This window comes from Pseudoduganella sp. R-32, assembly GCF_049913245.1.
GTDB lineage: Bacteria > Pseudomonadota > Gammaproteobacteria > Burkholderiales > Burkholderiaceae_D > Rugamonas.
This window is the reverse complement of record NZ_CP183987.1, coordinates 6,768,577-6,789,805: the sequence shown is the minus strand read 5'-3', so window position 1 is coordinate 6,789,805 and position 21,229 is coordinate 6,768,577. Positions and strand designations below refer to the sequence as shown.

Sequence of the window (21,229 nt, the reverse complement as noted above, 5' to 3'; positions counted from 1 at the left end):
ATCAGGCGCCTTTCAGCATCAGCGGCAGGCCCGCCGCGACAAAGACGACCCGGTCGCAGACGGCGGCAACCGACTGGTTCAGGCGGCCGGCTTCGTCGGCATAGCTGCGCGAGACGGCGCCCCAGGGCACGATGCCCATGCCGACTTCATTCGACACCAGCACGACCTCGCCGCGCTCGACCGCCAGCTCGCCGAGCAGGGCCGCGCGCTGTTCGTGGAAGCACGCCGGAAGCTCGATCGTGCCGACTTCCGGGTATTGCGTGCCGTCGCTGAACATCAGATTGGACAGCCACAACGTCAGGCAATCGACCAGCACCAGGCGGTGCGCCGCCCGCCATTCGGCCAGGGCGGCTGCAAGCGCGACTGGCTCTTCGACGGTGCGCCAGTGTTGGGGCCGCTGCGCGCGATGTTGGGCGATACGGGCCGACATTTCGGCATCGCCCGCTGCGGCTGTGGCGATGTAGACCACCTCCTTGCCGGAAGCCGCCGCAAGCTGCTCGGCGTGGACGCTCTTGCCGGAACGGGCGCCGCCAAAGACCAGTGTGCGTGTCATGCAGCGCTCCGCAAGAACAAGGCCGCCACCGCGGCGGGGTTGGACGGGAAATAGCCGTGGAAGTAGGACGCTTGCAGCGAACCCACGCGGTAAACGGCTTCGCCCGCGGCGCCGCTTGGATGCTTTTGCGTCGTCGCGGCGGCGGGCACCGAGGTCTCCAGACGCGAGTAATGGAAGGTATGGCCGCGCAGCGGGCCCTGCGCGGTAGGCATCGCTTGCGCTCCCAGGCCGGCAAGGCGGGCCTGCATGGCGACCTTGCCGAGCAACAGGCCGGCCATCGGCCACTCCTTGCCTTCCTTGTCCTGCAGCGAGTCCGCGAGCGCCATCATGCCGCCACACTCGGCGACGATGGGCAGGCCGTCGGCATGCGCGGCGCGCAGCGATGCCTGCCAGCGCTGTCCGGTGGAGAGCGCTGCGGCGTGCAGTTCGGGATAGCCGCCAGGCAGGTAAACGGCCGTGGCTTCGCGCGGCACCGGCTCGTCGGCCAGCGGCGAAAAGTAGTCGAGCTGCGCGCCGAGTGCTTCCAGCGTCGACAGGTTGGCCGGGTAGAGGAACATGAAGGCCGCGTCGCGTGCGATGGCAATGCGGGAGCCTTCAAGAGGCCGTCCTGGCGCGCCGTTGCCGGCAGCAGCGTCTGCGCCAGCCGCAATCGACATGATTGGCAAGGCGTCCCAGGCTGCGAGATCGAGCGTCAGCTGGCCGGCCAGCGTGTCGAGCAATGCATCGAGGCCGGCGACTTCGTCCGGCAATACAAGACCCAGATGCCGCTCGGGCAGCGATGCGGCCTGCTTGGGCAGGGTGCCCAGCAGTGGGATGTCGCGCAGGGAGGCCGCGACCATGGCCGCGTGTCCGGCGCTGGCGATGCGGTTCGCCACCACGCCAGCCATGGCCACCGGCCCATAATCGCGCAAGCCGTGCACCAACGCCCCGGCTGTTTGCGCCATGGCCCCGGCATCGATCACGGCCAATACCGGCAAGCCGAATTCGCGCGACAGGTCGGCGGCGGAAGGCGTGCCATCGTAAAGGCCCATTACACCTTCGACCAGGATCGCATCGGCCTGCTCCGCCGCCTCGGCCAGCAGGGCGCGGCAGCGTTCAGCGCCCACCATCCACAGGTCGAGCGATTCGACCGGCGAGCCGCAAGCGCGCGCCAGCACCATCGGGTCGATGAAATCCGGTCCGCACTTGAAGACCCGCACGCGGCGCCCGGCGCTCGCCAGCTTGCGCGCCAGCGCTGCCGTGACAGTGGTCTTGCCCTGGCCGGATGCGGCGGCTGCAATGAGGACGGCGCGGGCTACCATTCCGTGCCCGGCTGCGCTGCGATGCCGGCCTTGAACGCGTGCTTGACCACGGTCATTTCAGTGACGGTATCCGCGACGTCGATCAGTTCCTGCGGCGCGGCGCGGCCGGTAACCACCGCATGCTGCATCTCCGGACGATCCAGCAGGTCGGCAATCACGTCGTGCACGTCCAGGTAGCGGTACTTCAGGGCGATGTTCAGTTCATCCAGCACCACCATGCCGTAGGATGGATCGCGCAGGAAGGCGCGCGCCTGCTGCCAGGCCTGCTGCGCCTTTTCAATATCGCGCTCGCGGTTCTGCGTTTCCCAGGTATAGCCTTCGCCCATGGCGTGGAAGCTGCACTCTTCAGGGAAACGGCGCAGGAACTGTTCTTCGCCGGTCGACATGGCGCCCTTGATGAACTGCACCACGCCCACTTTCATGCCGTGCCCCATGGCACGCATCGCCATGCCGAAGCCGCTCGAGCTCTTGCCCTTGCCATTGCCGGTGTTGACGATCAGGACGCCGATGTTCTTGTCGGCTGCCGCGATCTTGGCGTCGATAATGGCCTTCTTGCGCGCCATGCGGTCGCGGTGGCGGTCGTTGATATCGCTCATTGGGGGCTCCCGGGAATGAAGATGGTGCGTTCGCCGTGGCGGACGGTTTCGATTGGATGGTCGAGGTATTCGCTGAGGACAGCGGGCTGCATCACTTCCTCGACCGGGCCCGCCAGCCAGCGCCCGTCGCCCATCAGCAGCAGTGCGTGGGAAGAGACGCTGTGCGCCAGCGTCAGGTCATGGCCAACCATCACCACGGTCTTGCGCTGCTCCCGGCAAAGCCTGGACAGCAGCGACATCACGCTGACCTGGTGCGCAAGGTCCAGCGCGTTGGCCGGTTCGTCGAGCAGCAGCAGCGGCGTATCCTGCGCCAGCATGGCGGCGATGGCCACGCGCTGGCGCTCACCGCCGGACAGCGTGCGCACGTCGCGTGCCGCCAGGTGGTCGACTTCCATTGCGGCCAGGGCGGCAATGGCGGCCTGGTGGTCGTCGCTGTTTTCCCAATACCGGTTGTCGTGGTAGGGATGGCGCGCCGACAGCACGGTTTCGATCACGGAGTACGAGAAGGCATCGCTGCGGGCCTGCGCCAGGAAGGCGCGCTTGAGCGCCAGTTCCTGCAGCGGCCATTCGCCAAGTGCGCGGCGGTCGATACTGACATGGCCGGCTTCCGGCTGGCGCAGTCCGGCCAGGGTGCGCAGCAAGGTGCTCTTGCCGGCGCCGTTGCGGCCGATCACGCTCCAGCATTCGCCGTCGCCGACCTGCCAGTCCAGCCTGTCGACCAGGGTGCGCTTGCCCATGGCAAGGCGTAGTTGATGGGTGCCGATCATCTTATTTCCTCAGCCGGTGCAGTTGGTACAGGAAGACCGGCGTGCCCACCAGCGCAGTGACCACGCCCGCAGGCAGTTGCTGCGGCGCGATGATGGTACGCGCCACAGTATCGGCCAGCACCAGGTAGGCGCCGCCGACCAGCGCGGCGCTTGGCACCAGCAGGCGATGGTCGGGGCCGAAGGCGAACCGGCAAGCGTGCGGCACGATCAGGCCGACGAAGCCGATGCTGCCCGCCGTTGTTACAGCACTGGCGGTCAGCAGGCCGGAACAGAAGAACAGGCCCTTGCGCAGCGCGCTCACGCGGATGCCCAGGGTGGCTGCCGCTTCCGCATGCAGCGCCATCACGTTCAGCGAACGTGCAGCGCGCAGGGCGAACGCCATCCCGCCGGCCAGCACAATCCACGGCAGCCAGCGGATCGGGGAACCGGACAGGTCGCCGATCAGCCAGAAAACCATGGTGCGCAGGCGGCTTTCCGGCGCAATCGACAGCATCAGGGTGACCAGGGCGATGCAGCCCGAAGACAGGATCACCCCGGTCAATAGCAGCAGGGCAGTGCCGCCTTCCGCGGCGGTGCCGCCGCGCAGGTCGCGCCGCGCCAGGAAGTACAGCATCATCGATACCACGACCGCGCCGGCGAAGGAGGCGGCATCCACCATCCACGCCGCGCACATGAACAGCAATGCCGCCAGTGCGCCAACCGATGCGCCGGACGAAATGCCCAGCACATAAGGGTCGGCCAGCGGATTGCGCAGCAAGGCCTGCATCATCACGCCGGCCAGCGACAAGGAAGCGCCGGTGACAAACGCCGTCGCCGCGCGTTCGGCGCGCAGGCCCAGCAAGTGGCCAGGCAATGAGGTCGGTTGCCCGCTGATGAACTCCCGCAGCGCGCCAGGCATGTCGGCCAGCGGGATGCTGACCGAACCGATCATGCCGGCGGCAACCAGGCTGGCCAGCGATAACAGCACCAGCAGGATGATGACGGTGACGGCGCGCATGCGCAGGTTGGCGGAAAGTGGATGCATAGCGGGCAGCTTATCTCATTTATTTGTAGCTGAAGCGCAGGCCGGCATACACGGTGGAACCGGCGGTGGCGTAATTGCGCGCCAGTTCATAGTGTTTGCCGGCCACGTTGTTCCAGCGCAGGGTGGCAGTCCAGGAACGGTCGAATTCCCAGGCCGCATACAGGTTCAGCAAGCCGTAGCCGCCCAGGCGGTTGCGGTTGGCCGTATCGTCGAAACGGTAGCCGGAAAGCTGCCACTCGGCGCCGGTACTCAGGCTGCCCGCAGTATATTCCAGCGCTAGGTTGCCGTGGCGCTTGGCGCGGCGCACCAGCAGCTTGCCGCTGATGTCGTCCTGCGGGTTCTGCAGGTCGGCGCTCGCGGACAGCGTGAAATTGCTGCCCAGCTGCTGGCGTGCCGACAGGGAGATGCCTTCCAGCGTGGCCTGGTTGACGTTGTAGGCGCAGCCAAGGCGGAAGCCGGGCAGCGGACAAGGGGCGATGTTCACCAGCAGGTCGGTCAGCTTGTTGCGGTATGCCACGGCGCCCAGCGCTGTGCCGCCCTGTTCGAAGTGGACGCCTATTTCGCGGTTGCGGCCTTCTTCCGGGCGATTGGCCGGCAGGCCGTAGCCGGGGTAGTACAGCTCATTGAACGTCGGCGCGCGGAAGCTGGTGCCGTAGCTGGCGTTGACGCGCAGGCCCGGCGTGATGCGGTAGCCGTAGCCCAGCGAGCCGGTACTCTTCGAACCATACTGCGAGCTGTCGTCGTTGCGGGCGGCGGCGGCCAGCAGGTGGTCGCCGCGCTTCATGTTGTAGCTGGCGGCCCAGGAAGTGGTGCTGCGCTCACGCACCAGGGCGGCGGTGTTGGATTCGATTTCTTCCTTGCGGTGTTCGGCCAGCAGCTGCAGGCTGTCGGTGCCCAGCGCGATATCGTTCTGCCAACTGAACTGGGTCTGCTTGGTATCGATCTGGCTGGCGGTGGCGGCAAAGCTGCCGGACTTGTCGCGCGATTGCGCGGCTTGCGTCGTCATCTGCCAGGCGTCGCTCAGGCGGTTGCGCGAGTAAAGCGCGGCGGTGTCGAGCTTCTGCGTGCTCCAGGCGCGCACCTTGGTGCCGCTATCGTAATCCGCTTCCTGGTCGCTATGCAGGAACTGCACGCCCAGCTCGTGGCCGGGCGCGACCTGCCAGGCCAGTTGGCCGTTGGCGTGCTTGCGGTCGTAGCCGTCGTCATCGCTGTTGTAGCTGGAGCTGGCCGGCAGCGTGGCGGAGAAGCCGCCGGAGCGTTCCTTGCCCGCGCTGAGGGCATAGTTGAAGGCGCCGGCGCTGCCGGCAATGCCTGCGGTGCCGGATCGGGTGCCGTAAGTGCCTGCCAATACGCCGGCATCGATCGCCGGGCTGCCCTGGCCATTCTTCGTGAAGATCTGCACCACGCCGCCGATGGCATCGGCGCCGTACAGGGTGCTCAACGGGCCGTACACGACTTCGATATGGTCGACGGCGGACAGCGGAATGGCATTCCAGGCGGCCGCGCCGCTGCTGGCGGAGCCGATGCGTACGCCGTCGATCAGGACGATGACCTGGTTGCCGTTGGAGCCGCGCAGGAACACGCTGGCATTGGTGCCCGGTCCGCCGTTGCGGCTCACTTCGATGCCGCGCTGGCGCTGCAGCAGTTCGGTGATGGAGCCGGCGCCGCTGCGCGCGATTTCCTCTGGGCCGATGCTGAGCGTGTCGCTGATGATGTCGCGTGCTGCTTGCGGCGTGCGGGTGGCGGTGATCAGCACGGAATTCAGTACGGCAGCCTGGGTTTGTGCTTCGACGGCAGGTGCGGCAACGGCCAGTGCCAGCGACGCGATGGCCGCTTGCCGGGTAAGGGGAAAGGACATGACAACTTTCGTAACGAGCCGCCGGCCCACGTCCCCGTAAGCCGGCATGAACAGGAACGGGCGCAGGGCGCGTTCCCACCTGGTCTGGCCGGTATCCGGGCTGGCAAGTCTGGCGGCCTGGCCTTCCCATGCTTGCGCACAGTGGCCGGGAGGTCGCTGCCGCACATTGAAGGCGGCACTTGCTTACCGTTGCGGGGGCAGCACACGTTGGCTGTCAGGGACAGCGCCGTGTTTCCCGTTTAACTGCATTCGAGAATTCGATTGCGGGCACCAAAACCCCGCCATTATACGGACTTGGCTGGCCAGGACAAGCGAAGGATCCCGCAATACTTGATGTGGTTTGGCCTGGCGGCCGCCTGCTGCAAGGGCTCACCGGCGGCGATGGCCGCCATCAGGCGCATGGTGCCGGCGTGGCAGACGACAATGGCGTCGTGCTGCAACTCATCGAGGAAGGACTGCACGCGGCGCGCCACCTCGCGCACGGTTTCTCCGCCGCCAGGGCGGTAATCGAGCAGGTCGGCGGCCCAGGCATCGACCTCGGCGCGCGCGACGTCGGGCCAGCTGCACAGCTCCCAGGCGCCGAAATCCATTTCCACCAGGCGCGGGTCGGACGTGAAGGCGCCCAGCAGGGAGGCCAGGGCCGTGCAGCGCCGCAGGGGGCTGGAGTACAGGCGGTAGCCGCGGGTGAGGGCGCTGGCCAGTTGCGGCGCCAGGGCGGCGTGGCCGGCGGCCAGGGCGTCCGCTGCTGCCGGAATGTCGCTGCTGCCGTAGCACAGGCCGGGCGCGACATCGGGCTGCGGATGGCGGACGAGGATCAGTTCCACATGCAGGCCAGTGCCGCGACGTAGAACACGGCTTCGGTCAATTGCTGGACAGCGCCAAGGCAGTCGCCAGTATAGCCGCCCAGGCGTTGCCGGAACTTGCGCGCCAGCCAGAGCGTCGCCAGCAGCATGCCGGCCAGGCCGGCGCCCAATGCAGCCGGCGGCAGCCAGCCCACGACCAGCGCGCCCGCCGCGGGCAGCGCGGCCGTCAGCGTCGCGATGGCGAACTCGCCGCCGCGCATTTCCTGCGCCAGCGGCTTGGCCTTGCCCTCCGCGCGCGCATACTCCATGCGCCAGATCAGCGAACAGGCCATGAGGCGCGACAGCGGATGGGCCGCCAGCAGGGCACCAAGCACCGCCAGCTTCGGCATGCTGGCCAGCGCCGCCACCTTGGTTGCCAGCATCAGGCCGATGCCGATGGCTCCATACGCGCCGATGCGCGAATCCTTCATGATCTCCAGCACGCGCTCGCGCGTGTGACCGCCGCCCAGGCCATCGCAGCTATCGGCAAAACCGTCCTCGTGGAAGGCTCCGGTGGCATAGATGCCGGCGGCCGTGGAAAGCAGCACGGCAAGCAGCGGCGGCAGCACCAGCGCCGCCGCCGCGTACACTCCGCCCGCAATCGCCGCCACCACCAGTCCCACGGCAGGGAAGTAGCGCGAGGCATGGTGCAGCCAGGCCGGCTCGAAACCGACCCAGCGAGGAATAGGCAGGCGCGTGAAGAATTGCAGTGCGATGAAGAACAGGCGCAACTGCTGCATGGGCGCTTACTCGGACTTCTCGCTGACCTGGGCCGACTCGAAAGTCGCCATCTGGTTCAGGAAGTTGACGGCGGCATGCAGCAGCGGCACGGCCAGCGCGGCGCCTGTGCCTTCGCCCAGGCGCAAACCGAGGTTCAGCAGCGGGCGGCCGCCAAGGAAGTCCAGCATGCGCTTGTGGCCATTCTCGTCGGAGCAATGCGAGAACACGCAGTAATCCAGCACCGCCGGCTGCACGCGCGACGCGACCAGCAGGGCGCTGGTGACGATAAAGCCGTCAACCAGCAGCACCATGCGCCGTTCGGCTGCCTTCAGCATGGCGCCGACCATCATCGCAATTTCCAGGCCGCCGAAAGCAGCCAGCGCCTGCAGCCCGCCCTGCGCATCGGCGTGCAGGGCCATGGCGGCTTCGATCACGTGCTGCTTGTGCAGCACGCCTTCCGGCGCCAGGCCGGTGCCGGCACCAACGCAATCGGCGACCGGAGTGCCGGTCAGGCGATGCATCAGCGCGGCGGCGGAGGTGGTATTGCCGATCCCCATTTCGCCGAAGCCCAGCACATTGCCCGGCAGCTCGGCCACCAGGTCCATGCCGCACTCGATCGCCTCCATGCACTGCTGCACCGACATGGCCGGCTGTTGCGCAAAATTGGCGGTACCTGGGGCGATCTTGCGGTTAACCAGGCCTTCGCGCGTCCCGAAATCATGCTTGACGCCCGCATCCACCACTTTCAGCGCGCAGCCGTTCTGGCGCGCGAAGACATTGATGGCGGCGCCGCCGGCAAGGAAGTTCTCCACCATCTGCCAGGTCACATCCTGCGGGAAGGCGGAAATCCCTTCCGCCACCACCCCATGGTCGCCCGCGAACACCAGGATGGCAGGCTCGCGCAGCTGCGGGCTGGTGGTCTGCTGGATCATGCCGACCTTGTGTGCCAGCGCCTCCAGCGCTCCCAGGCTGCCCAGTGGCTTGGTCTTGTTGTTGATGGCGCTATCCAGCCGGGCCGCGAGCGCTTCGTCTTTGAGTGGGGTGATGTGTGGGATGGTCATCGCGGAATTATAATGCCCGTATGCGCATACTTATCATTGAAGACAATAAGGATATTGTCGCCAACCTGTACGGCTTCCTTGAGCCCAAGGGCTACGTACTGGATACGGCAGCCAATGGCTACGGTGGGCTGGCGCTGGCAACCGAGCATGAATACGACGCCGTGGTGCTGGACGTGATGTTGCCCGGCCTGAACGGCATGGAGCTGTGTCGCAAGCTGCGCGGCGAGCTTGGAAAGGCCACGCCGGTGTTGATGCTGACCGCGCGCGACACGCTGGAAGACAAGGTCGCAGGCTTCGAGAGCGGCGCCGACGACTACCTGGTCAAGCCTTTTTCACTGGTGGAGCTGGAAATCCGGCTGCGCGCCCTGGTGCGGCGCGCCCGCGGCGTGCAGGCAGCGGCGCCGGTGCTGCAGTTCGGCGACCTGACTTTCGATACTGTCAATTACGAGGTGCGCCGCGCCGGACGCCCGTTGGGGCTGACCCGCACCGGCTATACCATCCTCAAAAGCCTGATGAAGGAAGCACCGCGCGTCGTTACGCGGGATGCGCTGGAACATGAGGTGTGGGGCGACGAGCGTCCCGACAGCGACGCGTTGCGCACCCACATCCATGCGCTGCGCCAGGCGCTGGACAAACCTTATCCTTTTGCCATGCTGCGCACGATCCCGGGCATCGGCTACAAGCTGGTGAACGCAGATGAAGAAAACTGATTCGCTGCGCCGACGCATCGTCGGCGCCTACATGACCTTCGCGGTCGCAGTCTCCGCCGTGTTTGCCGTTATTGCCGCCCTGGCAGTGGAAGGCATCGAGGAAAAACTGGTCGACGAGCGCCTGGAAGAAGTGGCGTTATGGGCCGCCCCGCGCCATACCGGCGGCATGCCGGTGCAGATGCCGGCCGGCCTGACCTTCCACCACGGCGCCGACATCCCGCGCTCGCTGCGCGGGCTGCCGCATGGCGTGCGCGAGATCACAGTCGATGGAACCGACCTGCACGTGCTGGCCGGGAACGATGGCCATGGGGAATTCGTCGTGGTGGATCACGATAGCGAATATGAAACGATCGAGATCGTGGTCTATTCGATGTTCGCTGCAGGCTTCCTCACTTTTGTCATCTGTTCGCTGGTGCTGGCGCGCTTCCTCGCCAACCGTATTGTCACGCCGATGACGCTGCTCTCGCAGGCGGTCGAACAGCGCCAGGAAGAATTGCCCTGCCTTGAGCGCAACGACGAACTGGGCGTGCTGGCGCGCGCCTTTGCCGGCCGCACCGGAGAGCTCAAGCAATTCCTTGACCGTGAACGCTTCTTCACCGGGGACGTAAGCCACGAATTGCGCACGCCCCTGACCGTGATCAGCGGCGCGGCGGAAGTGCTGATCGCGCGTACCGAGGGCGAGCCTGGCTTGCAAGCGCCGGCCGAACGGATCTACCGCGCCGCGCGCGAAGCCAGCGACGTGGCCAGCGTGCTGCTTCGCCTGGCCCGTTCGCCGCAAGGCCTGGAAGCGCCGCCGCAGTCGGTTGCCGAGCTGGCGGAATACGAAGCCACGCGTTGCCAGCCCCTGGTGGCCGGCAAGCCGGTCACCTTGCGCTATCTGGATGGAGCCGACTTCACCGTCCACGGCTCGCGCGAGCTGCTGCAGGCCGCGATCGGAAACCTGCTGCGCAACGCATGCGCCTACACGGAGCGGGGCGAAGTCGTGCTGCGCCTGGAGCAGCGTTCGATCGTGGTGGAAGACACCGGGCCAGGCCTGCCTGCGGCAGCGCTGGCGCGCCTGCGCGGCGAATCGGGCCCGGAAGGCGATGGCGCCTCGTCCGGCACCGGCCTCGGCCTGGGGCTGGTGCAGCGCATCTGTGTGTATCTTGGCGCCGAGTTGCATGTCCAGCAACGCGAGGGCGGCGGTACCCGTTTCTCCATCGGCTTCCCAGCTGATTTAACGCAATCTTAACGCCGCCTTGACGTAGCCTTTACCTACTGCAAGCTATCGTGCGAGGATGAAATTTCCTCGCATTCATTCCGCCTTTCTTCCCCTTGCCACAGCTTCCTTCCTGGTCCTGATCTATAACATCAGCTTCTGGAAGGGCTTCGTGTCGGCTACGGGCGGGTTCCAGCTCGCCAACCTGCTGGTCTATCTTGGATCCGCGCTGCTGCTGGTGCTGGTGTTCAACGGGGTGCTGGCGCTGGTGAATTTCCGCGGCCTGTTCAAGCCTGTTGTGATCGCGCTATTGCTGCTGTCCTCATTGACGGCCTATTTCATGTCCCAGTACGGCATCGTGGTCGATGCCTCCATGGTGCAGAACGTGGTGGAAACCGATGTGCGCGAAGCCGGCGAATTGTTTAGCTGGAAACTGGTGCAATCGGTGCTGCTGCTGGGCGTGATCCCGTCGTGGCTGATCTGGCGGCTGCCGGTGCGCTATGGTTCCCTGCGTCGCGAGGTGCTGGTCAATACTGGGCTGGTGGCCGGTTCGCTGCTGCTTGCTGCCGGCTTGTTGATCGTGCTGTTCAAAACCCTGGCGCCGGCCATTCGCGAACACCGCGAACTGCGCTTCATGCTGACGCCTACCAATGTGTTCCAGGCTACGAACAGCTACCTCAAACGCAAATGGGCGACGGCGACCGTGATTGCGCCCCTCGGCACGGATGCCGCCAGAGGCAGCTTGTGGGCCGCGGCGGGCACCAGCCAGCGTACGGTGACCATCATCGTGGTCGGCGAGACTGCGCGCGCCATGAATTTTTCCTTGAACGGCTATGGGCGCGAAACCAACCCGCGCCTGGCGCAAGTGCAGTCGCTGGTCAACTTCACGAATGTGAGCTCGTGCGGTACTGCCACGGCGGTCTCGGTCCCCTGTGTGTTTTCCGACCTCACGCGCGAGGATTATTCGGAAGACAAGGCGCGCAGCAAGGAAGGCCTGCTGGACGTGCTGCAGCACGCCGGGCTCGAGGTGATCTGGCGCGACAATAATTCCGGTTGCAAGGGAGTGTGCGACCGTGTGCGCTTTGAAGACATGTCCAAGCCTGTCGCCGGCAATGCGCTGTGCAATTCCGAAGAGTGCTACGACGAACACCTGCTCGAAGGACTGCCGGAGCTGATCCGCGACGCCAGGAGGGACCTGGTCATCGTGCTGCACCAGAAGGGTAGCCATGGCCCTGCGTACTGGAAGCGCTACCCGCCCGAATTCAAGAAGTTCGGCCCGGTATGCCAGACCAATGAACTGGAGCAGTGCACATGCGAACAAATCACGGCAGCCTACGACAACACCATCCTGTACACCGATTACTTCCTCGACAAGACCATCAAGGTGCTGAAAGAGTCGGGGGTACCGGCTTCCATGCTGTATTTCTCCGACCATGGCGAATCGCTGGGTGAGAAGAATATGTACCTGCATGGTGCTCCGTACATCTTTTCGCCGGAGGAACAGCGCAAGGTGCCGATGATGCTGTGGCTGTCGGACGGTTTCAGCCAGCGCTTCCACCTTGACCGCAACTGCCTGGCCGCGCGCAGCAGCCAGCCGTTCTCGCACGATAACGTATTCCATTCCACGCTCGGCATGCTGAATGTGAATACCGCTGTTTACAACCCCAAGTTAGACATGTTCCATGCGTGTATCAATGATGCTTAAGAAATCCTGGGGATTGCTGGCGCTGGCCGCGTCGGCCGTCCTGATCCTGCTGCTCGGCCAGTTCACGGACGTTGACTTGCGCCTGGCAGACCTGGTGTACGACCGCGCGCGTGGCGTCTTCCCTTTGCAGCACACCTGGTTTACCGAGCAATTCAACCATGTCATCCTCAAGGCCCTGCTGTCATGCATGGCCGGCGGCGCCGTGGTGCTGGCACTGTGGGACATCTGGCGTCCGCAGCTGCATTGGGTTCCTGCACAGCGCCTGGGCGTAAGGGTTCTAGGCATGTCGGCCATCAGTGTACCGGTCGTGGTGAGCCTGCTGAAGCGGGCCAGCACCTCGCATTGCCCGTGGGACCTGGAACGCTATGGCGGCCACGCGCCTTATATCCGCTTGCTCGAACTGATGCCGGCCGGTGTCGAAGCGGGCCACTGCCTGCCGGGCGGGCACGCGTCCAGCGCCTTGTGGCTGATTGCATTGTCGGCCTTCTGGTGGCCGGATCAGCCGCGCAAGGCCTTTGGCGTGGGCGCCTTGACGATGGCGTTTGCATTAGGGGTCGGCTTTGTGCAGCAACTGCGCGGTGCCCACTTCCTTACGCATACATTGTGGTCGGCCTGGATCGCTTGCGCAGTCGTGATGGCGAACTATTTACTTGCAAAACACCAGGCGTTTGGTTATAGTTCTGTCCCTCGCAACGCAGCACTGACAAATCAGTAAAGCGAAACGAGAAAAAGAAGGGGTTGACGAGTTGCACGCTGTACCGCATAATCTCGCTTCTCTGCTGCTGACAAACACAACGCTTTGTCAACGATAAGGCAGCGATCTTTAAAAATCAACAGTCGATAAGTGTGGGCGTTTGACGATATGCCCGGACCTTCGGGTCCGATGCTCAAAATATACGTTATAACGCTCGCACAAAATTAAACGTAAATCTCTTTATGAGATTTCGTCAGTATTTTGAGTGAGTGACCTGCCGCAGAAATGCGGCAAAAACAGAGATTGAACTGAAGAGTTTGATCCTGGCTCAGATTGAACGCTGGCGGCATGCTTTACACATGCAAGTCGAACGGCAGCGCGGGCTTCGGCCTGGCGGCGAGTGGCGAACGGGTGAGTAATATATCGGAACGTACCCAAGAGTGGGGGATAACGTAGCGAAAGTTACGCTAATACCGCATACGATCCAAGGATGAAAGCAGGGGATCGCAAGACCTTGTGCTCCTGGAGCGGCCGATATCTGATTAGCTAGTTGGTGAGGTAAAGGCTCACCAAGGCAACGATCAGTAGCTGGTCTGAGAGGACGACCAGCCACACTGGAACTGAGACACGGTCCAGACTCCTACGGGAGGCAGCAGTGGGGAATTTTGGACAATGGGGGCAACCCTGATCCAGCAATGCCGCGTGAGTGAAGAAGGCCTTCGGGTTGTAAAGCTCTTTTGTCAGGGAAGAAAAGGTCGTGGCTAATACCCACGACTGCTGACGGTACCTGAAGAATAAGCACCGGCTAACTACGTGCCAGCAGCCGCGGTAATACGTAGGGTGCAAGCGTTAATCGGAATTACTGGGCGTAAAGCGTGCGCAGGCGGTTTCGTAAGTCTGTCGTGAAATCCCCGGGCTTAACCTGGGAATGGCGATGGAGACTGCGAGGCTAGAGTTTGGCAGAGGGGGGTAGAATTCCACGTGTAGCAGTGAAATGCGTAGAGATGTGGAGGAACACCGATGGCGAAGGCAGCCCCCTGGGTCAAAACTGACGCTCATGCACGAAAGCGTGGGGAGCAAACAGGATTAGATACCCTGGTAGTCCACGCCCTAAACGATGTCTACTAGTTGTTGGGTCTTAATTGACTTAGTAACGCAGCTAACGCGTGAAGTAGACCGCCTGGGGAGTACGGTCGCAAGATTAAAACTCAAAGGAATTGACGGGGACCCGCACAAGCGGTGGATGATGTGGATTAATTCGATGCAACGCGAAAAACCTTACCTACCCTTGACATGGCAGGAATCCCGGAGAGATCCGGGAGTGCTCGAAAGAGAACCTGCACACAGGTGCTGCATGGCTGTCGTCAGCTCGTGTCGTGAGATGTTGGGTTAAGTCCCGCAACGAGCGCAACCCTTGTCATTAGTTGCTACGCAAGAGCACTCTAATGAGACTGCCGGTGACAAACCGGAGGAAGGTGGGGATGACGTCAAGTCCTCATGGCCCTTATGGGTAGGGCTTCACACGTCATACAATGGTACATACAGAGGGCCGCCAACCCGCGAGGGGGAGCTAATCCCAGAAAGTGTATCGTAGTCCGGATTGTAGTCTGCAACTCGACTACATGAAGTTGGAATCGCTAGTAATCGCGGATCAGCATGTCGCGGTGAATACGTTCCCGGGTCTTGTACACACCGCCCGTCACACCATGGGAGCGGGTTTTACCAGAAGTAGGTAGCTTAACCGTAAGGAGGGCGCTTACCACGGTAGGATTCGTGACTGGGGTGAAGTCGTAACAAGGTAGCCGTATCGGAAGGTGCGGCTGGATCACCTCCTTTCTAGAGTCGGCATCAGACTCAAACGTTCACACTTATCGACTGTTGTAATACGAAGAACAGCAATGTTGGGGCTGTAGCTCAGCTGGTTAGAGCACCGTGTTGATAACGCGGGGGTCGTTGGTTCGAGCCCAACCAGCCCTACCAAACCAATGGGGGATTAGCTCAGCTGGGAGAGCACCTGCTTTGCAAGCAGGGGGTCGTCGGTTCGATCCCGTCATCCTCCACCAAGTTTTCAAACGTAAGCGTAGCCGCTTAGGTTTGAACGCTTAAATGTTCATCGTTCTTTAACAATCTGGAAGAAGTAAAAGTTTTATTAAGCGATATCGAAAGATATTACTTAGGGTAGTAGTAAAACTCATCAAACACAGTAGTAAGTGCTTGAACCTGTAGCCGTCAAGGTTATAGGGACAAGTGAATAAGTGCACATGGCGGATGCCTTGGCGATTACAGGCGATGAAGGACGTAGAAGTCTGCGATAAGCTTCGGGGAGCTGACAAACAAGCTTTGATCCGAAGATTTCCGAATGGGGAAACCCGGCCTTATAGGTCATCACTCACTGAATACATAGGTGTGTGAAGCGAACGCGGCGAACTGAAACATCTAAGTAGCTGCAGGAAAAGAAATCAACCGAGATTCCCAAAGTAGTGGCGAGCGAAATGGGAAGAGCCTGTACGTGATAGTCGTTTGGATAATGGAACAGATTGGAAACTCTGGCCATAGCGGGTGATAGCCCCGTACATGAAATCCAAGCGGTGGTACTAAGCGTACGACAAGTAGGGCGGGACACGAGAAATCCTGTCTGAACATGGGGGGACCATCCTCCAAGGCTAAATACTCGTAATCGACCGATAGTGAACCAGTACCGTGAGGGAAAGGCGAAAAGAACCCCGGGAGGGGAGTGAAATAGATCCTGAAACCGTGTGCATACAAACAGTCGGAGCCTCGTAAGGGGTGACGGCGTACCTTTTGTATAATGGGTCAGCGACTTACATTCAGTGGCGAGGTTAACCAGATAGGGGAGCCGTAGAGAAATCGAGTCCGAACAGGGCGCCAGTCGCTGGGTGTAGACCCGAAACCAAGTGATCTATCCATGGCCAGGTTGAAGGTGCGGTAACACGCACTGGAGGACCGAACCCACTAATGTTGAAAAATTAGGGGATGAGCTGTGGATAGGGGTGAAAGGCTAAACAAACTTGGAAATAGCTGGTTCTCTCCGAAAACTATTTAGGTAGTGCCTCAAGTATCACCGACGGGGGTAGAGCACTGTTATGGCTAGGGGGTCATCGCGACTTACCAAACCATTGCAAACTCCGAATACCGTTGAGTGCGAGCTTGGGAGACAGACATCGGGTGCTAACGTCCGGTGTCAAGAGGGAAACAACCCAGACCGCCAGCTAAGGTCCCAAAGATTGGCTAAGTGGAAAACGAAGTGGGAAGGCTAAAACAGTCAGGATGTTGGCTTAGAAGCAGCCATCATTTAAAGAAAGCGTAATAGCTCACTGATCGAGTCGTCCTGCGCGGAAGATGTAACGGGGCTAAGCCAGTCACCGAAGCTGCGGATATCCGCAAGGATATGGTAGGAGAGCGTTCTGTAAGCCTGCGAAGGTGTCTTGTAAAGGATGCTGGAGGTATCAGAAGTGCGAATGCTGACATGAGTAGCGATAATGCGGGTGAAAAGCCCGCACGCCGTAAGCCCAAGGTTTCCTGTTCAACGTTCATCGGAGCAGGGTGAGTCGGCCCCTAAGGCGAGGCAGAGATGCGTAGCTGATGGGAAGCAGGTTAATATTCCTGCACCGTCGTATGATGCGATGGGGGGACGGATCGCGGAAGGTTGTCTGCCTGTTGGAATAGGCAGTTCCTGGTTCATAGAAGGCGCTTAGGCAAATCCGGGCGCGTAATTCAAGGGACTGGGACGAGTGAGCTTGCTCACGAAGCAATCGGAAGTGGTTCCAAGAAAAGCCTCTAAGCTTCAGTCATACGAGACCGTACCGCAAACCGACACAGGTGGGCGAGATGAGTATTCTAAGGCGCTTGAGAGAACTCGGGAGAAGGAACTCGGCAAATTGGTACCGTAACTTCGGGATAAGGTACGCCTCGGTAGCTTGACCACTTTACTGTGGAAGGGCGAAAAGGTTGCAATAAACTGGTGGCTGCGACTGTTTAATAAAAACACAGCACTCTGCAAACACGAAAGTGGACGTATAGGGTGTGACGCCTGCCCGGTGCTGGAAGATTAAATGATGGGGTGCAAGCTCTTGATTGAAGTCCCAGTAAACGGCGGCCGTAACTATAACGGTCCTAAGGTAGCGAAATTCCTTGTCGGGTAAGTTCCGACCTGCACGAATGGCGTAACGATGGCCACACTGTCTCCTCCCGAGACTCAGCGAAGTTGAAGTGTTTGTGATGATGCAATCTACCCGCGGCTAGACGGAAAGACCCCATGAACCTTTACTGTAGCTTTGCATTGGACTTTGAACCAATCTGTGTAGGATAGGTGGGAGGCTTTGAAGTAGGGACGCCAGTTCCTATGGAGCCATCCTTGAAATACCACCCTGGTTTGTTTGAGGTTCTAACCTTGGTCCGTGATCCGGATCGGGGACAGTGCATGGTAGGCAGTTTGACTGGGGCGGTCTCCTCCCAAACGGTAACGGAGGAGTTCGAAGGTACGCTAGGTACGGTCGGACATCGTGCTAATAGTGCAATGGCATAAGCGTGCTTAACTGCGAGACCGACAAGTCGAGCAGGTACGAAAGTAGGACATAGTGATCCGGTGGTTCTGTATGGAAGGGCCATCGCTCAACGGATAAAAGGTACTCTGGGGATAACAGGCTGATTCCTCCCAAGAGTTCATATCGACGGGGGAGTTTGGCACCTCGATGTCGGCTCATCACATCCTGGGGCTGTAGCCGGTCCCAAGGGTATGGCTGTTCGCCATTTAAAGTGGTACGTGAGCTGGGTTTAAAACGTCGTGAGACAGTTTGGTCCCTATCTGCCGTGGGCGTTGGAAATTTGAAGGGGGCTGCTCCTAGTACGAGAGGACCGGAGTGGACGAACCTCTGGTGTACCGGTTGTCACGCCAGTGGCATTGCCGGGTAGCTAAGTTCGGAAGAGATAACCGCTGAAAGCATCTAAGCGGGAAACTTGCCTTAAGATGAGATTTCCCGGAGCCTTGAGCTCCTTGAAGGGTCGTTCGAGACCAGGACGTTGATAGGTCAGGTGTGGAAGTGCAGTAATGCATTAAGCTAACTGATACTAATTGCCCGTACGGCTTGTCCCTATAACCTTGACGGTTATGTAGCACTTACACAGTGTTTGAGAACACTACCCCCACTTTTACTTCTTCCCGATTGTTGACAAGTCATGCCTGATGACCATAGCAAGTCGGTCCCACCCCTTCCCATCCCGAACAGGACCGTGAAACGACTCTGCGCCGATGATAGTGCTGCAACCAGTGTGAAAGTAGGTTATCGTCAGGCTCTTATTAGAAGAGGCCCGCTAAGCATAAGCTAGCGGGCCTTTTTGCTTTCGAAAGTTGTATCCGAGACAAGCAACAAAAATATGTCTCAATTTGTAGAAATTTTGACTCAGCCTCCAGGCCCCGATAGTGTTAGATTCCCATCAACACCCTACCTCATCGGGACATTTGGAGACAAAAATGGAATTTCGCAAAAGCCTGATCGCAGCCGCGATCGCCATGGTTGCTGCACAAGCCAGCGCCGCCCCAAGCATGATGGCCAGCCCTGTTGCCTTCTCCGCCCAGGAGAAAGCACGCCTGGTCTCCACCCTGAACGGTGAGCGGGGCAAATATGGCCTGGATGCCGATCACGGCTACGCCATCGCCAGCCAGCACCCTGGCGAGCAGGGCAGGGCAATCAGCCGCATCAACCACACCTACAAGGGCGTGCGCATCTTTGAATCCGAAACCGTTGTGGTCACCGACCAGGGCGGCAATATCGTCAGCGAATCGGTCGGCGAACGCCGCCAGGGCCTGTCGGGTAAGCGTTTCGATGTAAAGCCTTCCATCAGCAGTAAAGCCGCGATCGCCAAGGCCAGCCGCAGCGTGTCGGCCTTCGGCGCGGAGATCGATCCGCCATCCGCCGAGCTGGTTATTTTCCCGCTGATGAAGACCGTGCGCGCCCCAGGCGCCGAGAACAAGGCTGAGGCTGACCTGAACGCGGTTGACGTGCAGGACGTCGTTGCCGGCTATGAGCTGGCCTATATTGTGAAGACCCGCAAGCACGGCGCCTTCCATGACACCGTCGTCAGCGCACGCGATGGCCGTATCCTCGATCAGTGGAGCGCAATGCAGAACGTGGTCGGCACCGGTCACAGTCAGTACAACGGCGACGTGCCGATCAACACCACCCTGTCCGGCGGCGTGTACAAGATGATCGACGGCAGCCGCGGCACCGGCGGTACCTTCGGCGCCATGGCGATCACCAACGCCAATCACGGCACCAGCGCCGGCGCGGTGTACACCAACGCCACCAATATCTGGGGCGACGGCAAGCAGTACATTTCCGGCGGCAGCACCACCAACGCCAACGGCCAGACCGCTGCGGTGAATGCACTGTGGGGCCTGATGAATACCTACGACATGCACAAGAATGTGCTGAACTGGTCTTCGCTCGACGGTAACAATACCGCGACCTATATCGCGGTGCACGTCAACACCGCCTACGACAACGCCTACTACTCCGACAGCTGCAAGTGCATGTTCATCGGCGACGGCGGATCCTATTTCAATAACCTGGGTTCGATCGACGTGATCGGCCACGAAATGGGCCACGGCATCACCGCCGCCACCTCCAACCTGACCTACCGCGGCGAATCCGGCGGCTTGAACGAGTCCTCGTCCGACATTTCGGGCGAAGCGGTGGAAGCCTACGCCCGCGCCGGCGGCACCGGTACTTCGCTGCCTGTCCCATCGGGCAACGACTGGGTGATGGGCAAGGAAATTTCCAAGAACGGCCAGCCGCTGCGCTGGCTGTACAAGCCAAGCAAGGATGGCAAGTCGCCTGATGCGTGGAAGTCCACCATCAAGCGCCTGGATGTGCACTACAGCAGCGGCCCGAACAACCGCATGTTCTACTTCCTGGCCATGGGTTCGAGCTCCAATTCGAGCAGCGACTACTACTCCCAATACCTGACCCAGCAGCCTAAGAACATGACCGGTATCGGCATCGACAAGGCTTACCGCATTTGGTTCCGCGCGAACACCACCAAGTTCACGTCGTCGACCAACTACGCGGACGCTCGTTTGAAAGTGCTGGCAGCAGCGCAGGAACTATACGGCGCCAATAGCGCCGAAGCGAAAGCAGTCCAGCGCGCCTACGCTGCCATTAACGTGGGCGCCGACGTGGCAGAATAAGCCGCGCAGCGATGCACAGGAACCGCCGGGGCAACCTGGCGGTTTTTTTTTGCGCGTCGTGACAATGTGTGATTGTGCATCGTCCACTTGTTGGCAAAATGCAAGTCATGAATGGAATCTTCAATGCGCAGCTTGGATACGCAATGGCTGCCCTGTATGTGCTGCTGGGTATCGTTTCAACGGGTGTGGGTTTGGCGCTTGGCTCGCGTACCAGCCAGTTGCGTGACCAGGTGAATGCCTGGTGGTTCATCTTCCCCATTGTCAGCTGCGGCCTGATCCTCTATCCGGTTGGGGCGCCGTTGCTTGCACTCGTCATTTGCGGCCTGGCTGCGCGGGAGCTTGCACCATATTGCGGGCAGGCGTCCGGCCGCTTCCGGACCGCTGCCATCGCCAGCCTGTTCATGGCCGCATGCGCGGGCACTTACGCGCCGGCTTTCCTGCCCATGGCATTCGCCCTGGCCGCTGGCGCCGCTGCTGTGTACCTGTTGCACTCCCGCGAACTGGCTGCCCTGCCCTGGCTGCTGTTTGCGCTGACCTGTTTCGGCATCAGCTTCGTCCCCGCCTTTGTCCAGCTGCCTTTCGGGCCGAGGGAAAACCTGTCCTGGCTGTTCTACCTGTTTATCGTGACGGCCTTGAATGACATCGCCCAGTTCACCAGTGGCAAGCTGTTCGGCAAGCAGAAAATCGTGCCACTGATTAGCCCGCAGAAAACCTGGCAGGGCTTGCTGGGCGGCGTCGTGGTTTCCGTCTTGCTGTCGCTCGCCATGGGCGCCTACTTCGGCCTGGGCCGGCCAGCCTGGATGGCGGCGATCGCGGTGCTGTTGTCCCTTGGCGGCTTTGCCGGCGACGTGATGTTCTCCGCAGCGAAACGCAAGCTTGGCATCAAGGACTTTTCAAACCTGATTCCCGGCCACGGCGGAATGCTGGACCGCGCCGATAGCCTGGTGGTGACGGCGCCACTGCTTTACCTGCTGCTCAATTATCGATAAGGAA

At 61.3% G+C, this 21,229-nt stretch carries 15 protein-coding genes, 2 tRNA genes, 3 rRNA genes and 1 riboswitch; of the genes, 11 read left to right on the top strand and 9 right to left on the bottom strand.

Features of this window, described 5'->3' with window-relative positions; genetic code table 11:
• Nucleotide 1: 1 nt before the first annotated feature.
• The 9 genes from cobU to cobT form a co-directional block, all read right to left on the bottom strand.
• Nucleotides 2-553, bottom strand: a complete 552-nt coding sequence (cobU, locus tag ACN9MU_RS31110; RefSeq protein WP_426166165.1) for a bifunctional adenosylcobinamide kinase/adenosylcobinamide-phosphate guanylyltransferase — start codon at nucleotides 551-553, stop codon at nucleotides 2-4.
• Entirely contained in the window at nucleotides 550-1,854 is a 1,305-nt protein-coding gene (locus ACN9MU_RS31105) for a cobyrinate a,c-diamide synthase (protein WP_426336609.1), read from the bottom strand. The genes cobU and ACN9MU_RS31105 overlap by 4 nt, the downstream gene beginning before the upstream one ends.
• Nucleotides 1,848-2,450, bottom strand: a complete 603-nt coding sequence (gene cobO / locus ACN9MU_RS31100; protein ID WP_426166161.1) for a cob(I)yrinic acid a,c-diamide adenosyltransferase — start codon at nucleotides 2,448-2,450, stop codon at nucleotides 1,848-1,850. The genes ACN9MU_RS31105 and cobO overlap by 7 nt, the downstream gene beginning before the upstream one ends.
• A complete protein-coding gene (locus ACN9MU_RS31095; RefSeq protein WP_426166158.1) occupies nucleotides 2,447-3,217 on the bottom strand; it encodes an ABC transporter ATP-binding protein in 771 nt (256 codons plus the stop codon). The genes cobO and ACN9MU_RS31095 overlap by 4 nt, the downstream gene beginning before the upstream one ends.
• A gap of 1 nt (nucleotide 3,218) precedes the next feature.
• Complete coding sequence (locus tag ACN9MU_RS31090) at nucleotides 3,219-4,241, bottom strand: FecCD family ABC transporter permease (RefSeq protein ID WP_426336608.1); 1,023 nt, start codon at nucleotides 4,239-4,241, stop codon at nucleotides 3,219-3,221.
• 19 nt (nucleotides 4,242-4,260) lie between these two features.
• On the bottom strand, nucleotides 4,261-6,099 hold the full coding sequence (locus ACN9MU_RS31085; RefSeq protein ID WP_426336607.1) for a TonB-dependent receptor domain-containing protein: 1,839 nt from the start codon (nucleotides 6,097-6,099) through the stop codon (nucleotides 4,261-4,263).
• 69 nt (nucleotides 6,100-6,168) lie between these two features.
• A riboswitch (cobalamin riboswitch) is annotated at nucleotides 6,169-6,389 on the bottom strand.
• On the bottom strand, nucleotides 6,384-6,923 hold the full coding sequence (locus ACN9MU_RS31080) for a histidine phosphatase family protein (RefSeq protein WP_426336606.1): 540 nt from the start codon (nucleotides 6,921-6,923) through the stop codon (nucleotides 6,384-6,386). (Overlaps the previous riboswitch by 6 nt.)
• Entirely contained in the window at nucleotides 6,914-7,681 is a 768-nt protein-coding gene (locus tag ACN9MU_RS31075) for an adenosylcobinamide-GDP ribazoletransferase (protein ID WP_426166147.1), read from the bottom strand. The genes ACN9MU_RS31080 and ACN9MU_RS31075 overlap by 10 nt, the downstream gene beginning before the upstream one ends.
• A gap of 6 nt (nucleotides 7,682-7,687) precedes the next feature.
• Nucleotides 7,688-8,722 (bottom strand): nicotinate-nucleotide--dimethylbenzimidazole phosphoribosyltransferase, encoded by a 1,035-nt coding sequence (gene cobT, locus ACN9MU_RS31070; RefSeq protein WP_426166144.1) that lies wholly within the window; start codon nucleotides 8,720-8,722, stop codon nucleotides 7,688-7,690.
• 20 nt (nucleotides 8,723-8,742) lie between these two features.
• Between cobT and ACN9MU_RS31065 the strand changes: the two genes are divergently transcribed.
• The 11 genes from ACN9MU_RS31065 to ACN9MU_RS31015 all read left to right on the top strand — a co-directional run bounded on the left by ACN9MU_RS31065 (nucleotide 8,743) and on the right by ACN9MU_RS31015 (nucleotide 21,225).
• Nucleotides 8,743-9,432, top strand: coding sequence for a response regulator transcription factor (locus ACN9MU_RS31065; protein WP_426166141.1), 690 nt, complete (start codon nucleotides 8,743-8,745; stop codon nucleotides 9,430-9,432).
• Nucleotides 9,419-10,663 carry a sensor histidine kinase gene (locus ACN9MU_RS31060; RefSeq protein ID WP_426166138.1) on the top strand — a complete coding sequence of 415 codons (1,245 nt, stop codon included), beginning with the start codon at nucleotides 9,419-9,421 and terminating at the stop codon, nucleotides 10,661-10,663. The genes ACN9MU_RS31065 and ACN9MU_RS31060 overlap by 14 nt, the downstream gene beginning before the upstream one ends.
• A 46-nt stretch (nucleotides 10,664-10,709) precedes the next feature.
• Nucleotides 10,710-12,335 carry a phosphoethanolamine transferase gene (locus ACN9MU_RS31055; protein ID WP_426343902.1) on the top strand — a complete coding sequence of 542 codons (1,626 nt, stop codon included), beginning with the start codon at nucleotides 10,710-10,712 and terminating at the stop codon, nucleotides 12,333-12,335.
• A complete protein-coding gene (locus ACN9MU_RS31050) occupies nucleotides 12,325-13,050 on the top strand; it encodes a phosphatase PAP2 family protein (RefSeq protein WP_426166133.1) in 726 nt (241 codons plus the stop codon). Before ACN9MU_RS31055 ends, ACN9MU_RS31050 begins: the two co-directional genes overlap by 11 nt.
• A gap of 284 nt (nucleotides 13,051-13,334) precedes the next feature.
• Nucleotides 13,335-14,865 (top strand): 16S ribosomal RNA (locus ACN9MU_RS31045).
• A 67-nt stretch (nucleotides 14,866-14,932) separates the two neighbouring features.
• Nucleotides 14,933-15,009 (top strand) — tRNA-Ile (locus ACN9MU_RS31040).
• A 7-nt stretch (nucleotides 15,010-15,016) separates the two neighbouring features.
• Nucleotides 15,017-15,092, top strand: a tRNA-Ala gene (locus ACN9MU_RS31035).
• A gap of 178 nt (nucleotides 15,093-15,270) precedes the next feature.
• Nucleotides 15,271-18,142 (top strand): 23S ribosomal RNA (locus ACN9MU_RS31030).
• Between the two features lie 86 nt (nucleotides 18,143-18,228).
• Nucleotides 18,229-18,341 (top strand): 5S ribosomal RNA (rrf, locus tag ACN9MU_RS31025).
• Together the 16S, 23S and 5S rRNA genes with 2 tRNA genes alongside form the textbook arrangement of a ribosomal RNA operon.
• Before the next feature lie 179 nt (nucleotides 18,342-18,520).
• Nucleotides 18,521-20,236, top strand: a complete 1,716-nt coding sequence (locus ACN9MU_RS31020) for a M4 family metallopeptidase (protein WP_426166130.1) — start codon at nucleotides 18,521-18,523, stop codon at nucleotides 20,234-20,236.
• 143 nt (nucleotides 20,237-20,379) lie between these two features.
• Nucleotides 20,380-21,225: a phosphatidate cytidylyltransferase gene (locus ACN9MU_RS31015; RefSeq protein WP_426166127.1), complete on the top strand. Its 846-nt coding sequence runs from the start codon at nucleotides 20,380-20,382 to the stop codon at nucleotides 21,223-21,225.
• The last annotated feature ends 4 nt before the right edge of the window (nucleotides 21,226-21,229 follow it).